The sequence below is a fragment of the Mycobacterium sp. genome (assembly GCF_032161845.1).
GTDB lineage: Bacteria > Actinomycetota > Actinomycetes > Mycobacteriales > Mycobacteriaceae > Mycobacterium.
This window is the reverse complement of record NZ_JAVRQA010000236.1, coordinates 1-16471: the sequence shown is the minus strand read 5'-3', so window position 1 is coordinate 16471 and position 16471 is coordinate 1. Positions and strand designations below refer to the sequence as shown.

At 65.5% G+C, this 16471-nt stretch carries 15 protein-coding genes; 3 read left to right on the top strand and 12 right to left on the bottom strand.

All coding sequences use genetic code 11. The annotated features are described in order from the left end of the window. Positions 1-39 precede the first annotated feature (39 nt). The 8 genes from QOD90_RS13770 to iolC are packed head-to-tail and all read right to left on the bottom strand — an operon-like array spanning position 40 to position 9196. Positions 40-1533, bottom strand: a complete 1494-nt coding sequence (locus tag QOD90_RS13770) for a CoA-acylating methylmalonate-semialdehyde dehydrogenase (protein WP_526350557.1) — start codon at positions 1531-1533, stop codon at positions 40-42. Between the two features lie 8 nt (positions 1534-1541). Beyond that, the gene (locus QOD90_RS13765; protein WP_526350555.1) at positions 1542-2417 is read right to left on the bottom strand and encodes a sugar phosphate isomerase/epimerase family protein; all 876 of its coding nucleotides are present in this window, start codon (positions 2415-2417) and stop codon (positions 1542-1544) included. A 4-nt stretch (positions 2418-2421) separates the two neighbouring features. Further along, positions 2422-3441 carry a Gfo/Idh/MocA family protein gene (locus QOD90_RS13760; RefSeq protein WP_526350553.1) on the bottom strand — a complete coding sequence of 340 codons (1020 nt, stop codon included), beginning with the start codon at positions 3439-3441 and terminating at the stop codon, positions 2422-2424. A gap of 14 nt (positions 3442-3455) precedes the next feature. Next, the gene (locus tag QOD90_RS13755) at positions 3456-4376 is read right to left on the bottom strand and encodes a sugar phosphate isomerase/epimerase family protein (RefSeq protein WP_526350551.1); all 921 of its coding nucleotides are present in this window, start codon (positions 4374-4376) and stop codon (positions 3456-3458) included. A gap of 26 nt (positions 4377-4402) precedes the next feature. Continuing rightward, complete coding sequence (iolD, locus tag QOD90_RS13750; protein WP_526350549.1) at positions 4403-6349, bottom strand: 3D-(3,5/4)-trihydroxycyclohexane-1,2-dione acylhydrolase (decyclizing); 1947 nt, start codon at positions 6347-6349, stop codon at positions 4403-4405. A 2-nt stretch (positions 6350-6351) separates the two neighbouring features. Beyond that, positions 6352-7227, bottom strand: coding sequence for a 5-deoxy-glucuronate isomerase (gene iolB / locus QOD90_RS13745; RefSeq protein ID WP_526350547.1), 876 nt, complete (start codon positions 7225-7227; stop codon positions 6352-6354). A gap of 33 nt (positions 7228-7260) precedes the next feature. Next, positions 7261-8232 (bottom strand): Cgl0159 family (beta/alpha)8-fold protein, encoded by a 972-nt coding sequence (locus tag QOD90_RS13740; RefSeq protein WP_526350545.1) that lies wholly within the window; start codon positions 8230-8232, stop codon positions 7261-7263. After that, complete coding sequence (iolC, locus tag QOD90_RS13735; RefSeq protein ID WP_526350543.1) at positions 8225-9196, bottom strand: 5-dehydro-2-deoxygluconokinase; 972 nt, start codon at positions 9194-9196, stop codon at positions 8225-8227. Before iolC ends, QOD90_RS13740 begins: the two co-directional genes overlap by 8 nt. A gap of 153 nt (positions 9197-9349) precedes the next feature. Here iolC and QOD90_RS13730 point away from each other — a divergent pair, with 153 nt between their 5' ends. Further along, positions 9350-10081 (top strand): GntR family transcriptional regulator, encoded by a 732-nt coding sequence (locus QOD90_RS13730; RefSeq protein WP_526350541.1) that lies wholly within the window; start codon positions 9350-9352, stop codon positions 10079-10081. Here the strand turns inward: QOD90_RS13730 and QOD90_RS13725 are convergent. Next, a complete protein-coding gene (locus QOD90_RS13725) occupies positions 10051-11118 on the bottom strand; it encodes a LacI family DNA-binding transcriptional regulator (RefSeq protein WP_526350539.1) in 1068 nt (355 codons plus the stop codon). The two genes, QOD90_RS13730 and QOD90_RS13725, sit on opposite strands and share 31 nt — an antisense overlap. A 132-nt stretch (positions 11119-11250) precedes the next feature. Between QOD90_RS13725 and QOD90_RS13720 the strand changes: the two genes are divergently transcribed. Beyond that, positions 11251-12657: a sugar porter family MFS transporter gene (locus QOD90_RS13720; RefSeq protein WP_526350538.1), complete on the top strand. Its 1407-nt coding sequence runs from the start codon at positions 11251-11253 to the stop codon at positions 12655-12657. Between the two features lie 493 nt (positions 12658-13150). Here QOD90_RS13720 and QOD90_RS13715 read toward each other — a convergent pair whose 3' ends face one another. Genes QOD90_RS13715 through QOD90_RS13705 form a run of 3 tightly spaced genes read right to left on the bottom strand, consistent with a single transcriptional unit; the run spans position 13151 to position 15159 of the window. Then, positions 13151-13816, bottom strand: coding sequence for an FMN-binding negative transcriptional regulator (locus QOD90_RS13715; RefSeq protein WP_526350536.1), 666 nt, complete (start codon positions 13814-13816; stop codon positions 13151-13153). Position 13817: 1 nt separating this feature from the next. Further along, positions 13818-14558 (bottom strand): B3/B4 domain-containing protein, encoded by a 741-nt coding sequence (locus QOD90_RS13710; protein ID WP_526350534.1) that lies wholly within the window; start codon positions 14556-14558, stop codon positions 13818-13820. Continuing rightward, positions 14551-15159, bottom strand: coding sequence for a helix-turn-helix domain-containing protein (locus QOD90_RS13705; protein WP_526350532.1), 609 nt, complete (start codon positions 15157-15159; stop codon positions 14551-14553). The genes QOD90_RS13710 and QOD90_RS13705 overlap by 8 nt, the downstream gene beginning before the upstream one ends. A gap of 394 nt (positions 15160-15553) precedes the next feature. Between QOD90_RS13705 and QOD90_RS13700 the strand changes: the two genes are divergently transcribed. After that, on the top strand, positions 15554-16471 hold a 918-nt coding region (locus QOD90_RS13700), incomplete at its 3' end, for a substrate-binding domain-containing protein (RefSeq protein WP_526350530.1).

Genomic DNA, 16471 nt, shown 5'->3' with positions numbered 1-16471 from the left:
GACATAGTTCTCTTACTACGCACGCTCGCGGCAAATCGGTTACTGGTTTTGCGGGAAGCCCAGCTCGATGCCACCGTGGCTGGGGTCCAACCACCGGCTGGTGATGGCCTTGCCGCGGGTGAAGAAGTGCACACCGTCCATGCCGTGGGCATGGCTGTCGCCGAACAGCGAGGCCTTCCAACCACCGAAGCTGAAGTACGCCATGGGAACCGGGATGGGCACGTTGATGCCGATCATGCCGACCTCGACCTCGTGCTGGAAGCGCCGCGCGGCGCCGCCGTCGTTGGTGAAGATCGCGGTGCCGTTGCCGTACGGGTTGGAGTTGATGAGTTCCAGCGCCTCGTCGTAGGTCTCGACACGGATGACCGACAGCACGGGGCCGAAGATCTCGTCGGTGTAGACGCTCATCTCGGGCGTGACGTGATCGATCAGCGTTGGGCCCAGCCAGAACCCGTCGGCACCACCATCGGCGGAGACATTGCGGCCGTCGACGACGATCTTCGCGCCGTCGGCTTCCCCGGCATCGATGTAGGACGCCACCTTGTCGCGGTGAGCCTTGGTGACCAGCGGGCCCATGTCGGAGTCCCGTGTGCCATCACCGATCTTCAAGGGCGTGGTGCGCTCGGCGATCTTGGCGACCAGATCATCGGCGATCGGGCCGACCGCGACGCAGGCCGAGATGGCCATGCAGCGCTCACCGGCAGAGCCGAAACCTGCGTTGACCATCGAGTCCGCCGCCAGGTCCAGATCGGCGTCGGGCAGGATCACGGCGTGGTTCTTGGCTCCGCCGAGGGCTTGGACGCGCTTGCCCGCGGCGGTGCCGGTGGCGTAGACGTACTGCGCGATGGGAGTGCTGCCGACGAAGCTGATCGACTTGATGGCCTTGTTCGTCAGTAGTTCGTCGACGACTGTCTTGTCGCCCTGCAGAACGTTGAAGACGCCTTCGGGCAGGCCGGCCTCCTTCCACAGTTCCGCCATCCACAGCGATGCGGTGGGATCCTTCTCGCTGGGCTTGAGGACCACGGTGTTGCCCGCGGCGATGGCGATGGGGAAGAACCACATCGGCACCATGGCAGGGAAGTTGAAGGGGGAGATGATCCCGACGGGGCCGACGGGCTGACGGATCGAGTACACGTCGACCTTGGTCGAGGCGTTCTCTGTGAAGCCGCCCTTCAGGAGATGCGGTATGCCGCAGGCGAACTCGACGACCTCCTGACCACGGCTGACCTCGCCGAGGGCGTCGGAGACGACCTTGCCGTGTTCGCTGGTGATGATCTCGGCGAGCTCGCCCTTGCGCTCGTTGAGCAGCTCCCTGAATGCGAACAGAACTTGGGTCCTCTTCGCCAGCGACGTGTCGCGCCAGGCGGGGAACGCCGCTGCGGCGGCATCGATCACCGCGCGGGCATCCTCGACGCTGCCCAACGCGACCTCGCCGGTGACCTCACCGGTGGCGGGGTTGGTCACGGGTGCGGTGTTGCCGCTGGCTCCGGGGTAGGCCTTGTTGTTGATCCAGTGGCCGATGGCATTGGTCATGTCGGTGCTCAATTCTCGTACTTGGAGACGTAGTCGGTCATGGTGGCGAGCTGGTAGCGCGATACCTCGTGCGCGTTCTCGTCTTCGGCGAAGACCGACGACACCATCACGGTGTCGGGGCGGCCGTAGAACCCGATCTCGGCGAGCCCTGAGAAGAACTCGTCCCAGTCGACGTCACCGTCGCCGATCTTCAGGTGCTGGTGCACCCGGGCGGCATTGCCGGGTGGGTTCGTGATGTACCGCAGGCCGTGACTGCGATGGTGATCCAACGTGTCGGCGACGTGGACCAGCCGCAGGCGGTCGCCTGCGGCGCGCATGACGTCAATCATGTTGCCGCCCATGTGGAAGGTGTGGCATGCGACGTACACCATGCCGAGGTTGGGCGAGTTGACTCCGCGGATGATGCGCACCGCTTCGAAGCCGTCCTCGACGAAGTCGTCCGGATGCGGGTCGATGCGGACGTCGATTCCCTCGCGCTCGAAGATCGGCATCAGCTCCTCCATGGAGCGGAAGAAGGCGCGCTCGGACTCCTCGGCGCGCTCCGGCCTTCCGGAGAACTCGGTGTTGATGACGTTCACGCCGAGGTCGACGGTGATCTGGATGACGCGCTTCCAGTTCCGTACGGCCGCCTCCCTGGCATCCTCGTCCGGGCCCGACCAGCGCAGCACCGGAAGGACGGACGCGATGCCGACGTTCGCGTGTTCGCACGCCTTGCGGAACTTCGCGACCAGGTCGTCGTCGGCGCGGGGGTGGTTGTAGAACGGGATGAAGTCCCGGTGCGGAGTCAGCTGCAGGTTGTCGTAGCCCAATTCGGCTACGACGCGCGGAAATTCGAGCAACTCGTAGTCGTGGTGGAACGGGGTGGGGTCGAGGGCGATCTTCACGGTGTCACGCGCCCTTGATGGAGTCGCGCGAGACCATCTTCACGGCGACGGCACCGCCGCTGTTCAGTGATTCGACACCCGCCTCGCAGACGGCCGACGCCGCGTAGCCGTCCCATGCGCCGGGACCGTCGACGTTGACGCCGCCGCGCACCGCGTCCACCCAGCGCTGAAACTCGGTGTCGTACGCCTGGCCGAAGCGCTCGCGGAAGCCCGGCGTGATCTGCCCGCCCCGGGTACCGTCGCCGCGCGTCCGGACCAGGTTGACGTCGAGTCCGATCATGGCGCTGCCCTTCTCGGCGACGACCTCGGTACGCACCTCGTAGGCAACGCCGGTCGTCACGAAGAGTTCGACGTCGACGTGCCTGCCGGACACGGTGCGCAGGATGGCAATCTGGGGGTCGGCCAGGCCCTGTGGCGCACCGGGATTGGCCGTCGGCTTGACGATCTGGATCGAGGCGATCTCCTCGTCGAAGAGGAACCGCGTGACGTCGACTTCGTGCACCAGGGAGTCCCTGACGATCATGGCGCTATCGAAGTTCGGCGGAACGGCAGGGTTGCGGTGCGCGCAGTGCAGCACCAATGCCCGACCCAGCTCGCCACTGTCGAGCAGCGCCTTGAGTTGGGCGTACTCGTGATCGAAGCGGCGCATGAAGCCGACCTGGATCAGCCGCCTGCCGTGCTCGGCCTCACGGCGGACGACCTCCAGAGACGTCTCGACGTCAGTGGTGAGTGGCTTCTCGCACAGCACCGGCTTGTCGTGCTCGATGCACGCCAGCAGTTGCTTCTCGTGGGTCGGCCCCGGGGTGGCGAGCACGACGGCGTCCACGTCCGGGTCGGCGATCGCATCCAACGGATCGCTGATCGCGCGACAGCCGGGGATCTCGGCGGCGATCTTCTCCGCCTTCTCGGTCAGATAGTCGTTGACGACCGTCACCCGGGCGCCGGAGATCCTGCTGGTCAAACGGGCGACGTGATCGGCGCCCATGATGCCCACGCCGAGAACGGCGATACGCAAGTCGGACATGGCTTTAGGCCTCTCTAGTTGAATCGAACGGAGGGAACGCCGCAGGACCCGAGGTACTTATGGGTCCGTTGGGCGATGGGCAGTGGCGCGTCGACGGCGCAGGGGTACATGTCCTGCTCCACGATGGCGAACACGTCGATGCCGAGGCGGTCGATGGCCTCGAGCAGCGGCGGCATGTCGGGGACGCCAAGGGGTGGTTCGGTCATGGCGCCCAGCTTGACGGCCTCGCCGAACGGGAGGTCTTCGGCTTCGACCTTGGCGCGTACGACGGGGTCGACCTGTTTGAGGTGCAGGTAGCCGATCCGCTCGGGGGCGCGTTCGATGATGGCGATGTTGTCGCCGCCGCAGTAGCTGATGTGGCCGGTGTCCAGGCACAGGTTGACGAACTCGGTGCTGGTGCCGTCGAGGAAGCGGTAGACGTTGGCCTCGGTGTCGACGTGGCTGTCGGCGTGCGGATGGTACTGCGCTCGGACGCCGTATTTCTCGAACATCGCCTTGCCAAGTTCGTTCATGCCGGTGGTCTTCTGCTTCCACTGCGCTGGCGTGAGATTGCGGTCCTCGAGCACGGCGCCGGTGGACGGGTCGCGCCACATCTCGGGGATGACGACGACGTGCTTGCCGCCAACCGCGGCGGTGAGCTTCGCGACGTCCTCGAGCTGCTTCCACACCGCGTTCCACGAGTCGTCACCGCGAACCTCGGACTGGTGCAGGTGCTCGAAAACCGTTCCCGCCGAGAGCTTCAGGTTGCGTGCGGCAAGTTCGTCGGCGAGCTGCTTGGGGTCGGTCGGCAGGTAGCCGTAGGGGCCCAGTTCGATCCATTCGTAGCCCGATGCGGCGACCTCGTCGAGGAAGCGGGTGTAGGGGGTCTGGTTGGGGTCGTCGGGAAACCAGACGCCCCAGGAGTCGGGGGCGGAGCCGACGAGGATGGTGCTCACGTGTCTTGCCTTTCAGGTGTTTGGGATTATTCGCTGGGTCGGACGAAGGGCCGCTGGATCTTCTTCCAGTCGGCGTACGTGCGGTACGCGGACTGGGTGGATTCCAACGTGGACGTCTCGGATACCGGTACGTCCCACCAGGACTCGCTGTCCGGGGCGGCGATCAGCGGATCCGTCTCCACGTGGATCACCGTCGTCCGGTCGCTGGCCTTGGCGACCTTGACCGCATCGGTGAACTCGGCTGCGGTGACGACCCGGATGACGTCGGCGCCCAAGCTGGCCGCATTGGCGGCCAGATCGACGGGCAGTTTGTCTCCGTCGAGGCGGCCGTCATCGCTGCGGTACCGGTAGGAGGTACCGAACCGCTGCGAGCCCAGCGCCTCGGAAAGCCCTCCGATGGAGGCGAAACCGTGGTTCTGCACCAGCACCACGATGACCTTGACGTTCTCCTGCACTGCGGTGACCAACTCCGTGGCCATCATGAGGTAGGAGCCGTCACCGACCATGATGAACACGTCGCGGTCGGGCTCGGCCATCTTGGCGCCGATGCCACCGGCAACTTCGTAACCCATGCAGGAGAAGCCGTATTCGACGTGGTAGCCCTTGCGGTCGCGGGTGCGCCACAGCTTGTGCAGGTCGCCTGGCATCGAACCGGCAGCGCAGACCACGACGTCGCGGGCGTCCGACAGCGTGTTGACAAGGCCGATGACCTGATTCTGGTTCAGTGCCGCGCCATCGTCGAGCTTGTACGCGGCGGAGACGGTGTCGTCCCACTCCAACGCGAGTTCGGCTGTCCTGGTGCGGTAGTCGTCGCTGACCGAGTAGTCGCCGAGCGCGGCACCGAGGGCTTCGATTGCCTCCCGCGCGTCCGACACCACGCTGACTCCGCCCTGCTTGACCGAGTCGATCGAGGCCACGTTGACGTTCACGAAGCGAACGTCGGGGTTGTTGAACGCGGTCCGTGAAGCGCTGGTGAAGTCGCTGTAACGCGTGCCGATGCCGATCACGACGTCGGCCTCGGTGGCCAGCGCGTTGGCCGCCGTGGTTCCGGTGGAGCCGATGGCGCCGACGGACTGCGGGTGGTCGTAGGGGAGCGATCCCTTCCCCGCCTGACTCTGACCGACGGGAATGCCGGTCTTCTCGGAGAACGCGGCGAGCGCATCGGTGGCGTCGGAGTAGATGACGCCACCGCCCGCAACGATGAGCGGCTTGCGCGCGGTGCGGATGACGTCGGCGGCCCTGGCGATCACCGAACGTTCGGGGAGCGGACGTGCCACGTGCCAGGTGCGTTCGGCGAACAGGGATTCCGGCCAGTCGTGGGCCTCGGCCTGCACGTCCTGTGGGATCGCAACGGTCGCCGCTCCGGTCTCCACCGGATCGGTGAGTACCCGCATGGCCCCGAGCAGCGCGGCGGGCAACTGCTCGGGACGCCACACGCGGTCGAAGTAGCGCGACAGCGGCTTGAACGCGTCGTTGACGGTGACGTCGCCGGCGGAGGGCAGTTCGAGTTCCTGCAGTACCGGAGAGCTCACCCGCGTGGCGAAGGTGTCGGCGGGCAGCAGCAACACGGGCAACCGGTTGATGGTCGCGAGCGCGGCGCCCGTCAGCATGTTCGTGCTGCCGGGTCCGACGCTGGCGGTGACGGCCCAGGTCTGCAGCCGGTCCTTCTGCCGGGCGTAGGCGACGGCGCTGTGCACCATGGCCTGTTCGTTGCGGCCGAGTACATAGCGCAATGACGGCTCGACGCCTGCCTCGAACGCGGTGATCTCGTCCTGCAGCAGCGCCTGGCCGAGGCCGGCCACGTTACCGTGCCCGAAGATGCCGAAGGCACCTGCGAAGAACTTGGTACGGGTGCCGTCGTGCTCGACGTACTGGTTGCCGAGGAACCGAATGGTGGCCTGCGCGACGGTGAGTCGCACTCCTGCCTCGGTGTCGGGCGTCTTCTCCGCCTTCTTCGGCGCGGTGGAAACCACGATCATGCTCCTTCGGATGCCGGTGAGTGCAGGGGGAGTCGTGGGTCGACGGCCTGGTCGTCCCAGGTGCCGCGGAGCCACGCGTGCTCGGGGTCGTCGACGATCTTCCAGGCGCGCTCGGCGCCCGGGCCGGCCATCACGTTGAGGTAGTACATGTGGTAGCCGGGCGCGGCGACCGAAGGACCGTGGTAGCCGTGCGGCACCAGTACGACGTCGCCGGTGCGGACTTCTTCGAGCACCTCGATCGGGCGGTCGGGCGTTCCATACACGCGGTGGTAACCGAAGCCCCGCGACCCGTCTGGGCCACCGTCGATCTCGAAGTAGTAGATCTCCTCGAGTTCGGACTCGGTGGGCGTGTTCTCGTCGTGCTTGTGGGCGGGATAGCTCGACCAGTTACCCCCCGGCGTGATGACCTCGCAGGCGATCAGCGAGTCGGCCTCGAATACGCCCGCGGTGCCGAAGTTGTGCACCTGCCTGCTGCAGTTGCCCGCACCGCGCAGTTCGACGGATACGTCGGCCGCGGCAACCCGGCGGTTGGGGAACGAGTTCTTCGCTCGCGCACCGCAGATCGCGAACCGGCCCTCGCCGGCGAGGACGTAGGTCTGGCCGATGCCGAGGTACACCATGTCGGAGGGCCCGTCGAAGACCGATGTGCGCGGCGCCAACTCGAAGGTCGCGCCGCCACATTCGATGGTTGCGCCACCGGTCAGCGGCAGGATCATCACCTCGGTGTCGCCCGTGTTCAGCTCGACGGTCTGGCTGTCGTCGAGTTCTATTACCTGGAGCGATGATTCGGACCAGCCCGCCGACTCAGGGGTGACGTCGACGGTGAAGGGAAGTTCGGCGCTGCGGGCCGGGATGTAGAGCTTGCTGTGCATGTCAATTTTCCCCGTCGCTTCGCTCACCCATGATCAGCGCACCATCGAGACTGCCGTCGCTACCGCCGAGCTCACGTCGTCGTCGGCGGGGTAGAGCAGGGTGCGACCGACGATGAGGCCGCGGACCGAAGGCAGGCCGAGTGCCTTCTCCCACGACGCGAAGGCCTCGTCGGGATCGGGCGGATCGCCACCCAGCAGCAGCGTCGGCATCGTGGTCGACTCCATCACGCGGTCCATCTCCTCGACCACGGGCAACTTCATCCACGTGTAGGCCGACGTCGAGCCGAGACCCTGTCCGATGTGCACGGACTTGATCACCGCGTCCGGGCTCAGATCGTTGCGTACCTTGCCGTTGACGCGGCTGGACATGAACGGCTCGAGCATGGCGATCAGGCCGCGCGCCGCGAGCTCGTCGATGGCCTGTGCGCAGGCGGTCATGGTGGCGACCGTGCCGGGGTCATCGAGAGCGATGCGGCACAACATCTTTCCACCGTTCATGTTCGCGGCGGCGGTCGACTCGGCAGTCGCTCCGGTCATCCGGTCGTCCAGTTCGAACGCCGCTCCCGCCAGGCCACCGCGGTTGAACGAGGAGAACACGACCTTGTCCTCCAGCGCTCCGAGCAGCAGGAGGTCGTCCAGGATGTCCGACGTGGCGAGTACGCCGTCGACCCCCGGGTCGGCGAGCGCGGCACGCAGCCGGTCGAGAAGGTCGGTGCGGCTGTTCATGGCGGTCGGGCGGTTGCCGACGGCCAGCGCACCCCTGGCGGGGTGGTCGGCGGCGACGATCATCAGCCTGCCGTCACCGCGGATGGTCGGGCGTGTCGTCCTGGTTTTCCAGGCGCGGGCGACGGCACCGGGGTCGGCGGCCCGCACATCGGTGACCGCGGCGTAGTCGGCGCAAACCGGGGCGAGCGAAGCGACGGGGGAATTTTCCGGGGCGAGCGAAGCGACGGGGGAAATTTCCGGGGCGAGCGAAGCGACGGGGGAAAGGTCTGCGCTAGACATTCACGGCCTCCACAGCGGTCTGTTCGGCCAGCTCGCTGACTTCTGCGGCGGTCGGCATGGCGGTCGAGCACTCGAGCCGCGACGCCACGATGGCGCCGGCCGCATTGGCATAGCGCAACGTCTTCTCCAGCGACCAGCTGCGCAGCAGTCCGTGAATCAGGCTGCCGCCGAAACTGTCTCCGGCACCGAGCCCGTTGACGACGTCGACCTCGTTGGGCGGCACGGTGACCGACGAGTGCTTGGTCTTCCCAAGCACACCGCGTGGGCCCTGCTTGACGATTGCCAGCTCGATGCCGAGGTCGAGGAGGGCGTCGGCCGCTCTGTGGGGGTGGGTCTCGCCGACGGCGATCTCGCACTCCTCGCGGTTGCCGACCGCGACGGTGACCTGCTGAAGCGCCCGCTGCACCTGCTCCGTCGCGGCGGCCGGGCTCTCCCAGAACATCGGGCGGTAGTCGAGGTCGAGCACCGTCAGGGGAGTTCGGCCCCGAGCGGACCACGCAGCGAAGTGAGCACTACGGCTCGGCTCCTCCGACAGTCCCGTGACTGTCGACCAGAACAGCTTGGCCGATCGGACGGCGTCGGCATCGATCTCGCCGGGAGTGATTTGAAGGTCGGGTGCGCTTGGCTTGCGGTAGAAGTACAGCGGGAAGTCGTCGGGGGGAAAGATCTCGCAGAAGGTCACCGGGGTCGGGAACGCGTCGTGCGTTGCCACGTAACGGTTGTCGACTCCGAGCCGGTTGAGCTCGGCGCTGACGAAGCGACCGAACGGGTCATCGCCGACGCCGGAGATCAGGGCCGTTGAGTTTCCGAGACGGGCTGCGGCGACGGCCACGTTGGCAGCGCTGCCGCCGAGGAACTTGCCGAACGATTCCACCTCTTCCAGACCGACACCGATCTGCAGTGGGTAGATGTCGACGCCACTGCGACCGATGGCCAGCACGTCGAATGGCTGTGAGGTGGACAAGTCATCTCCCGGGACGGTTGTTGATGGGCTTGCCAAAGACTGTGCCCCTCATCACTCGCGTCTGTCAAGACTTTGTCCTGACATTCTGACTTGCCGTCATGCCGGTGTTACCCTAATCACCAGTTTGTCTGGTCACCCGAGCCTGGAGGCAACGTGCCGCTGGAGGTAGAGCTCGACCGATCGAGCCCGGTTCCGTTGTATTACCAACTGGCACAAGCGATCGAAGCGTCCATCCGGGACGGCCACCTCGTCCCGGGCGATCGCTTCGAGAACGAGCTCGACCTCGCCAAGCGGCTCACGCTGTCGCGGCCGACGACTCGGCGCGCCATTCAGGAGATCGTCGACAAGGGTCTGCTGGTTCGCAAGCGGGGGGTGGGCACGCAGGTCGTCCAGAATCCCGTGCATCGTCGCGTGGAGCTGACCAGCCTGTTCGACGACCTCGCCAGGGCGGGCCAGGAGCCGACCACCGAACTGCTCGACTATCGGGTCGGCCAGGCCGACGACGAGGTCGCCACGCAGCTCAGCCTGGTCAGTGGCCACGAGATCGTGACGATCCAACGTCTGCGGTGCGCCAACGGCGAGCCGCTCGCGGTGATGGTGAACTACCTTCCGGTCGAGTTGGCACCGGATGCCGACGAGCTCGAACGCAGTGGTCTCTATCAGGCGTTGCGCGCTCGCGGCGTGCACATCCGCCTCGCCAGGCAACGAATCGGCGCGCGGCCTGCGACGAAGAACGAGGCCAGGCTCTTGACCGAGAAGACCGGCGCACCTCTTCTGTCGATGAGCCGGACCGCCTTCGACGACTCGGGCAAAGCCGTGGAGTACGGCGATCACTGCTACCGCGCATCGCGGTACTACTTCGAGACGACGTTGGTCGACCGCTGAGGTTCCCCGGCCGTCCGCGGGTTGCCGGTCGTGCCGCGGACCACGAGTTTCGGTTCGAGTACCACTTCGCGGTGAGACATGCCGTCGGGTTCCTCCATCATCTCGACCGCCAGTCGAACCGCGTGCCGGGCAATCTCGGCCGCATCCTGGTGGACCGTCGTCAGGTCGATCAGCGGGTAATCGGACAGGTGGCTATCGTCGAAGCCGATCAGTGACACTTCGGACGGGATCTGGACGCCTGCTCGAGTGAAGACGTCGAGCAAGCCGAGTGCGCAGCGGTCGTTGCTTGCGAGAATTGCCGTGGGCAAGGATGATTCGGCCAGCAGCGAGTGCGCTGCCTGGGTGCCGGCCTCTTCGGTATGGGCGCCAGCCACTACGCGAGCGTTCGCATCCAACCCATGGCTGCGCATCGCGGCCCGATAGGCGCGGCGCCGTTCGGCTGAGCCGGGACCTGTACCGCCGTCGACGTGGTAGATGTCGCGATGGCCGAGCTCGACCAGATATGAAATGGCCTGCCGGATTCCCTTGGCGTCGGCGGTCCGTACCGAACCGAGTCCGCGCGATTGGCTGTCGCTGCCTGCCCGCGAAACCAGTCGTCTGCCGACGGCCACGATGGGCACGCGTTCGGCGAGCGCCTCCAGGTAACTTCGATCCGAAGTCGGGCCCAGCAGGATCAGGCCGCCGCAGCGGTGGCTGATCAGCCCTTCGATGGAGACCGATTCGTCGCGATCGGGGAGGTTGGCGCTTAGTAGTACCTCGTAGCCGACACGCTCCGCAGCCGGGTAGATGTCGGTGACCATCTCGGCATGGAAAGGTTGGCGGACGTCGATGAGCACTCCGATCGTCCGACTTCGACCGCGCGCCAGCAACTGGGCGGCCGAGTCTGGGCGGTAGCCGATCTCGTCGGCGACGTCGAGGACGCGGCGTCGGGTTTCCTCACTGGCACCGGGTTTTCCGCTGAGGATGAAGGACACCAGTGTCCTCGACACCCCAGCCCGGACTGCAACGTCGGCCATGGTGGGGCGGGACGCTGCCATGTCCACTCCTTCTGCACTGTGACGCTTGACACACATGCGGTGTCGAGTTCATAGTAGACCTCACGCGCGTTACTAACGCGCTTTAGTTCACGTCGATGTTGAATGTGAATCGCAATGAAGGAGTTCTCCGCAATGGCCTCATTGACCGAACGTGGGCCTTCGTCAGGTCGCTTCCTGACCAGGCTCACCGTCATCGCCACCCTCGGCGGTCTGCTCTTCGGCTACGACACCGGTGTGATCTCCGGCGCGCTGTTGTACATGAAGGACGACCTGAACCTGAGTTCGTTCGGTGAAGCCACCGTCGTGAGTTCGTTGCTCTTCCCCGGGGCCGCGCTTGGCGCGTTGTTCGGCGGTCGCATTGCCGACAAGATCGGCCGCAAGCGGATGCTGCTCCTCTGCGGCGGCATCTTCCTGGTCGGCGCGCTCGGTTGTGCGCTCGCACCCAACGTCCAGATCATGGTTGCGGCCCGGGTGATCCTCGGCCTGGGTGTCGGCGCGGCGTCAGTGACGTGCCCGCTGTACCTGGCCGAGATGGCTCCGCCGGACCGAAGGGGCCGCATGGTGACGATCAACGAGTTGATGATCGTGACCGGACAGATGCTGGCGTTCGCGATGAACGCCCTTCTCGACCACGTGATCCACGACGCGAACGTCTGGCGCATCATGCTTGCCGTCGCCGCCGTGCCCGCCGTGGCACTTCTGATTGGCATGACGTTCCTGCCGGACTCACCCCGTTGGTACGGCCTGAAGAATCGGTTCGAAGAGGCGCGGGCCGTGCTGGGCTTGAGCCTTGACGCGAAGGAGGCGGACGCGGAGTTCACCGCGATCGTCGAACACGCCGAGCGGACCCTGACCAAGCGGACACCGTGGACGGTCATCCGCGACGTGCCGTGGATCCGCAAGGTGGTGCTGATCGGCTGTGGCCTCGCGATCGTACAGCAGGCTACCGGCATCAATACGGTGAATTACTACGCCCCAACCATTCTCGAGCAGAGCGGGCTAGGTGTCAGTGCGTCGCTCATCGCGACCATCGCCGTCGGCGTGACGTCAGTGGTCACCACGATCATCGGAATCATCCTGCTCGGGTATATCGGTCGGCGCACAATGCTGTTGATCGGCTTCACCGGCGTCGCCGGTTCCCAGGCCTCGCTGGCGCTCACCTTCTTGATGGCGGAATCCACTACGCGTAGCTACGTGATCCTCGCCTGCATGATCGTCTTCGTTGCCTTCGTGCAGATGTTCATCGGAACCTGTGTTTGGCTATTGCTCTCGGAGATCTTCCCGATGAGCATTCGTGGATTCGCCATGGGGATCGCCGTGTTCATCCTCTGGTGCACCAACGCAACGATCTCGTTCCTGTTCCCGGTGTTGAACTCCGCGCTGGGGTCGACAGGAACGTTCGGCCTGTTCGTTGCAGTCAACCTGATCTCCCTGTTCTTCGTGTGGCGGTACGTGCCGGAAACGAAGGGCACCACGTTGGAGGAACTGGAAGACCGGTTCGAGGCCGAGGGCGCTGCCAAGGCCACGGCCACGGTCTGAACGGAGCGTTGTGCACGACTTCGCATGTTCGGACTGATTGCCAAGTCTCGGGGACGTGCGCTGTCCGCCTTTTGGCAGACCAAAGGGCGAATCGCCGAGATCGGCCTGCGCGAGCGCTGGCTGCAATCTTCGATCTCGTCAGCCACTCCGCCAGTCGATGTCTGCCAGACAGCGGCTTCTCGACAGGGGTGGGTGCGCATCGACTCGACACTCCGTAGCGGCTCACCTGCGTGATGAGAGTTCCGTATATTCTTGCGGCCGTTTGGAACTGATATCCGGGTTCATCGATTGGCGATGGCCTTTTCGTTGGGCTGCGGCGCCGGCAGCCACGACGAGTGCGATGCCGGCGGTGAGTCTGAGCCAGGCAGTTCCAGCAGGGCCCACCGTCGCGATGAGGTCGACCGATGGGGCCGAGCTGAGCTGCCCGAGAGCATCGCGACGACGGCTAGGGTCCACGCTGGCACTACGGTGCGGGACATGGGTGCGGGGACGCTCATGGTTGTTTCCCGTAGCTCTTCCAGTCGCCGATCTGGTCAAGGCGGCGGCGTTGTTGGGTCGCTGCGCCTGCGTCGCGGCCATACTGGCGTTCTTCGAGGTAGCCGATGACACGTTGGCGATGTTCGATCGGGTTGGCGTCGTCGTACTTGAACTTGGCCTCTACCCGTTGTACTGCCAACCGGATACCACGAATGCCGGGCAGCATTCGGCCGTAGGGGTCTTCCCCGGCGGCGACGGGGGCATGGCGCCCTTCGGGTTGGAGGTCCTCGAGCTGGGTGGTCAGGATGTGGGCCTTACCCTCGGGGTCGTCGACGATCGTTGGGTGGCAGACGAACTGCACTGCGGAGTAGTAGCTGGTGGGTACGCCGTCCTCGTCGGGACCCCCCGCCTTGGCTCGCCAGTAGGTCGGGATGTAGGCGTAGTCGCCGATCACCGCCAGTCGCACTTCGGTGGCGGCTTCCAGATGTGGCCAGACAGGGTTGGGTCGAGCCAGGTGCAGGAGCAGTTCATCACCGTGGTTGGTGAAATGGGTGGGCACCATCAGCGGCGCCTGAGTGGGGTCGAGGTTGTTGACCGCCAGTATCCCGAATCGGTCGGTGCCGGCCAGCCACTGCTGCCATTCGCTGGTGTCGAGTGGGGCATCCCAGGGATGGATGAGCATGTCAATCTCCTTGTACAGCGACCGGATTGGCGGATAGCAGTCGGCGAACGATGGTGACGTCCGGCCCGAGTCCGTGCAGATGGATGGCCAGGTCGTCGGCGGCGGCCTCGAGCTGCGCGTCGCTGAATGGGGCCAAGGCGTCGAGGATGAACAGGGCGGTGGTGGTGTGGCCACTGAGTTGGGTGCGAGAAGCCTGACGCCAGTTCCAGCGTCGGCAGGTCACACCGGTGTCGTCACACCACACGACCTCGCCGGCGTCGGGGTTTTCTACGACTGCAGCGGCGTTGGCGATGGTGTCGAAGAGTTCGGAGCCGCTAGCGCGGATCAGCTGTGGCGCCCCGGTGTAGCGGGTCAGGTCCTCTCCACCGATGGGCAGCTGGTGCAGCACCGAGATCGCGTTGTAGATGTCGGTGAGCCGGTTGACTCTCGGCAGGCCGGACGCGGCGCGGCGGGTCAGTGCCTCGACGCTGTTGCGGGTGCGCTGCGGTTTGGCCCCGAACGCCCGGTAGGCGTCGCGCCAAGCCGCGATATGTGGCAGCTGATCAACCGGCTGTTGCTGAATGGCTTGGCGGGCAGCAGATTCAGCCTGTTGTAGCAGCGCCTCGCTGTCACCGCCGCTGGGGCTGGGGACCACACCGTCGACGGCAATTAGGAGGGCGCGGTAGTCGGGACGCAACGCTGACACCTCAGACTCGATGCGGGCCGCACCCAGGAACTCCGCGAGGTACGCCGGATCAGCCATGACCCAGCTCCGGCCGGGGCGTGGCGCCCCCGACTCCGGGTTCGTACACCGCCAGCGTGAATCGTGCAGGTGTTTCGTGGGGGTTGAAGTAGGAGTGGTCGACGTCGCCGGGAAAGGCAACGGCGTCGCCGGTTTCGAGGCTGATCAGTTGGTCGTCGACCTCCACGGTGATCGCACCCGCAAGGACGTGAACGAGTTCCTTGGTGCCCGCCGCATGGGCTTCGCTTTCATGCCTATCCGCCGGCCCCAACGACCAGTCCCACAGTTCGACCACATCCGGCGGGGAAGTGCCTGCCATCAACACGCCACGTCCGCCAGATGTACCCCGCCACAATTCGGCACCCTCGCCGCTGCGGGTGAGCTTCACTGGTTTGGATTCGGGCGGTTCGACCAACGCCGGAAGGCCCACGCCCAGAGCGTCACTGAGCCGAAGCAGGGTTCCCACACTGGGATTGACCGCACCTTGTTCGACACTGACCACCATGCGCCGGCTCACCGAAGCGGTCGCGGCAAGCTGATCCAGCGTCCAGCCCCGAGACTGTCGCTCCTGTTTGACCCGCGCACCAATCACCGTCGCCAGCGTCGCCACGTCCCGATCCACGCAGTGCACTATAGCGCACTATCGGTGCACGATGAAGTAGGACTGATGACCCACGCCGCTCGTCGAGCCCGATCCGTAGATCGGTGGGCGTGAGGTGGTCTCGGGAGCGCGCCGGGCGGGCGTGTACGCCGCCGCCGCCGGGGGTGGCGTCGGGGCCGAGTTGAGGGAGCCGACTCGTGTGGCATCAAATATGTTGGTGCACGGTCTATTTGAGACAATCCGCGAAGTTTCCAGAACCGATGATTCTGGCAAACATTTGACGTGCAGTCCTAATGTCCGAACAAAGGATTGACTTCTGCTTGTGATGCGTATTACATCAACGGTGAACAAGCGATGCCCAACATAGTTCGGAGCCGCCGTCCGATGACCGGCTCGACGCGAGAGGGAGTAACCCATGAAGTTCCGATCTGGCCCGCAGAGCAGCGCGGTCGACGCACCGTCGGTGTGGAGCAGGCGCGTTCCGCTGGCAATCGGCGCGGCTCTTTCGGTCGTCGCACTTGCGGCGTGTTCGAGCACGGGCGGTAAGCCCGCCGGATCCGGCGATGGGGGGAGCGGCGGCGGCTCCGTTGACACGCCACGCATGACGGTCGCGATGATCACCCACGAGGTGCCGGGTGACTCGTTCTGGGACCTCATCCGCAAGGGTGCCGAGGCCGCGGCCAAGAAGGACAACATCGAACTGCGGTACTCCAACGATCCCGAGGCGCCGGCACAGGCCAACCTCGTGCAGAGCGCAATCGACAGCGGCGTCGACGGCATCGCCGTCACCCTCGCCAAGCCCGACGCCATGGCTCCCGCCATCAAGGCTGCGGAGGCGAAGAACATTCCGGTCGTGGCGTTCAACTCCGGCTTCGACAACTTCAAGGCCATGGGCGTGCAGGAGTACTTCGGCCAGGACGAGAAGCTTGCAGGCATCGCCGCCGGCGAGAAGCTCAACGCCGACGGCGCCAAGAAGATCATCTGCGTCATCCAGGAGCAGGGCCAGGTAGCCCTCGAATCCCGTTGCGCCGGCGTCAAACAGGGCTTCAAGGGCGACAGTGAGATCCTGAACGTCAACAGCAAGGACATGCCGTCGGTCGAGGCAACCATCACCGCCAAGCTCCAGCAGGATCCCGCCGTCGACCACATCGTGGCACTCGGCGCACCGATTGCGCTGACCGCGGTCCAGTCGGTGGGCAACGCGGGTAGTCAGGCCAAGATCGTCACGTTCGACACCAACGCCGCGCTCGTCGACGCGATCAAGGGCGGTCAGGTGCAGTGGGCCGTCGACCAGCAGCCGTATCTGCAGGGCTATCTCGCGATCGACTCGCTA

What these genes read in the sequence shown, in the direction of transcription:
- QOD90_RS13740 (WP_526350545.1), bottom strand. Translation starts at nt 8,232, where the DNA reads ATGTCTAGCGCAGACCTTTCCCCCGTCGCTTCGCTCGCCCCGGAAATT.
- QOD90_RS13720 (WP_526350538.1), top strand. Translation starts at nt 11,251, where the DNA reads ATGGCCTCATTGACCGAACGTGGGCCTTCGTCAGGTCGCTTCCTGACC.
- QOD90_RS13710 (WP_526350534.1), bottom strand. Translation starts at nt 14,558, where the DNA reads ATGGCTGATCCGGCGTACCTCGCGGAGTTCCTGGGTGCGGCCCGCATC.
- QOD90_RS13770 (WP_526350557.1), bottom strand. Translation starts at nt 1,533, where the DNA reads ATGACCAATGCCATCGGCCACTGGATCAACAACAAGGCCTACCCCGGA.
- QOD90_RS13725 (WP_526350539.1), bottom strand. Translation starts at nt 11,118, where the DNA reads ATGGCAGCGTCCCGCCCCACCATGGCCGACGTTGCAGTCCGGGCTGGG.
- QOD90_RS13760 (WP_526350553.1), bottom strand. Translation starts at nt 3,441, where the DNA reads ATGTCCGACTTGCGTATCGCCGTTCTCGGCGTGGGCATCATGGGCGCC.
- QOD90_RS13715 (WP_526350536.1), bottom strand. Translation starts at nt 13,816, where the DNA reads ATGCTCATCCATCCCTGGGATGCCCCACTCGACACCAGCGAATGGCAG.
- iolB (WP_526350547.1), bottom strand. Translation starts at nt 7,227, where the DNA reads ATGCACAGCAAGCTCTACATCCCGGCCCGCAGCGCCGAACTTCCCTTC.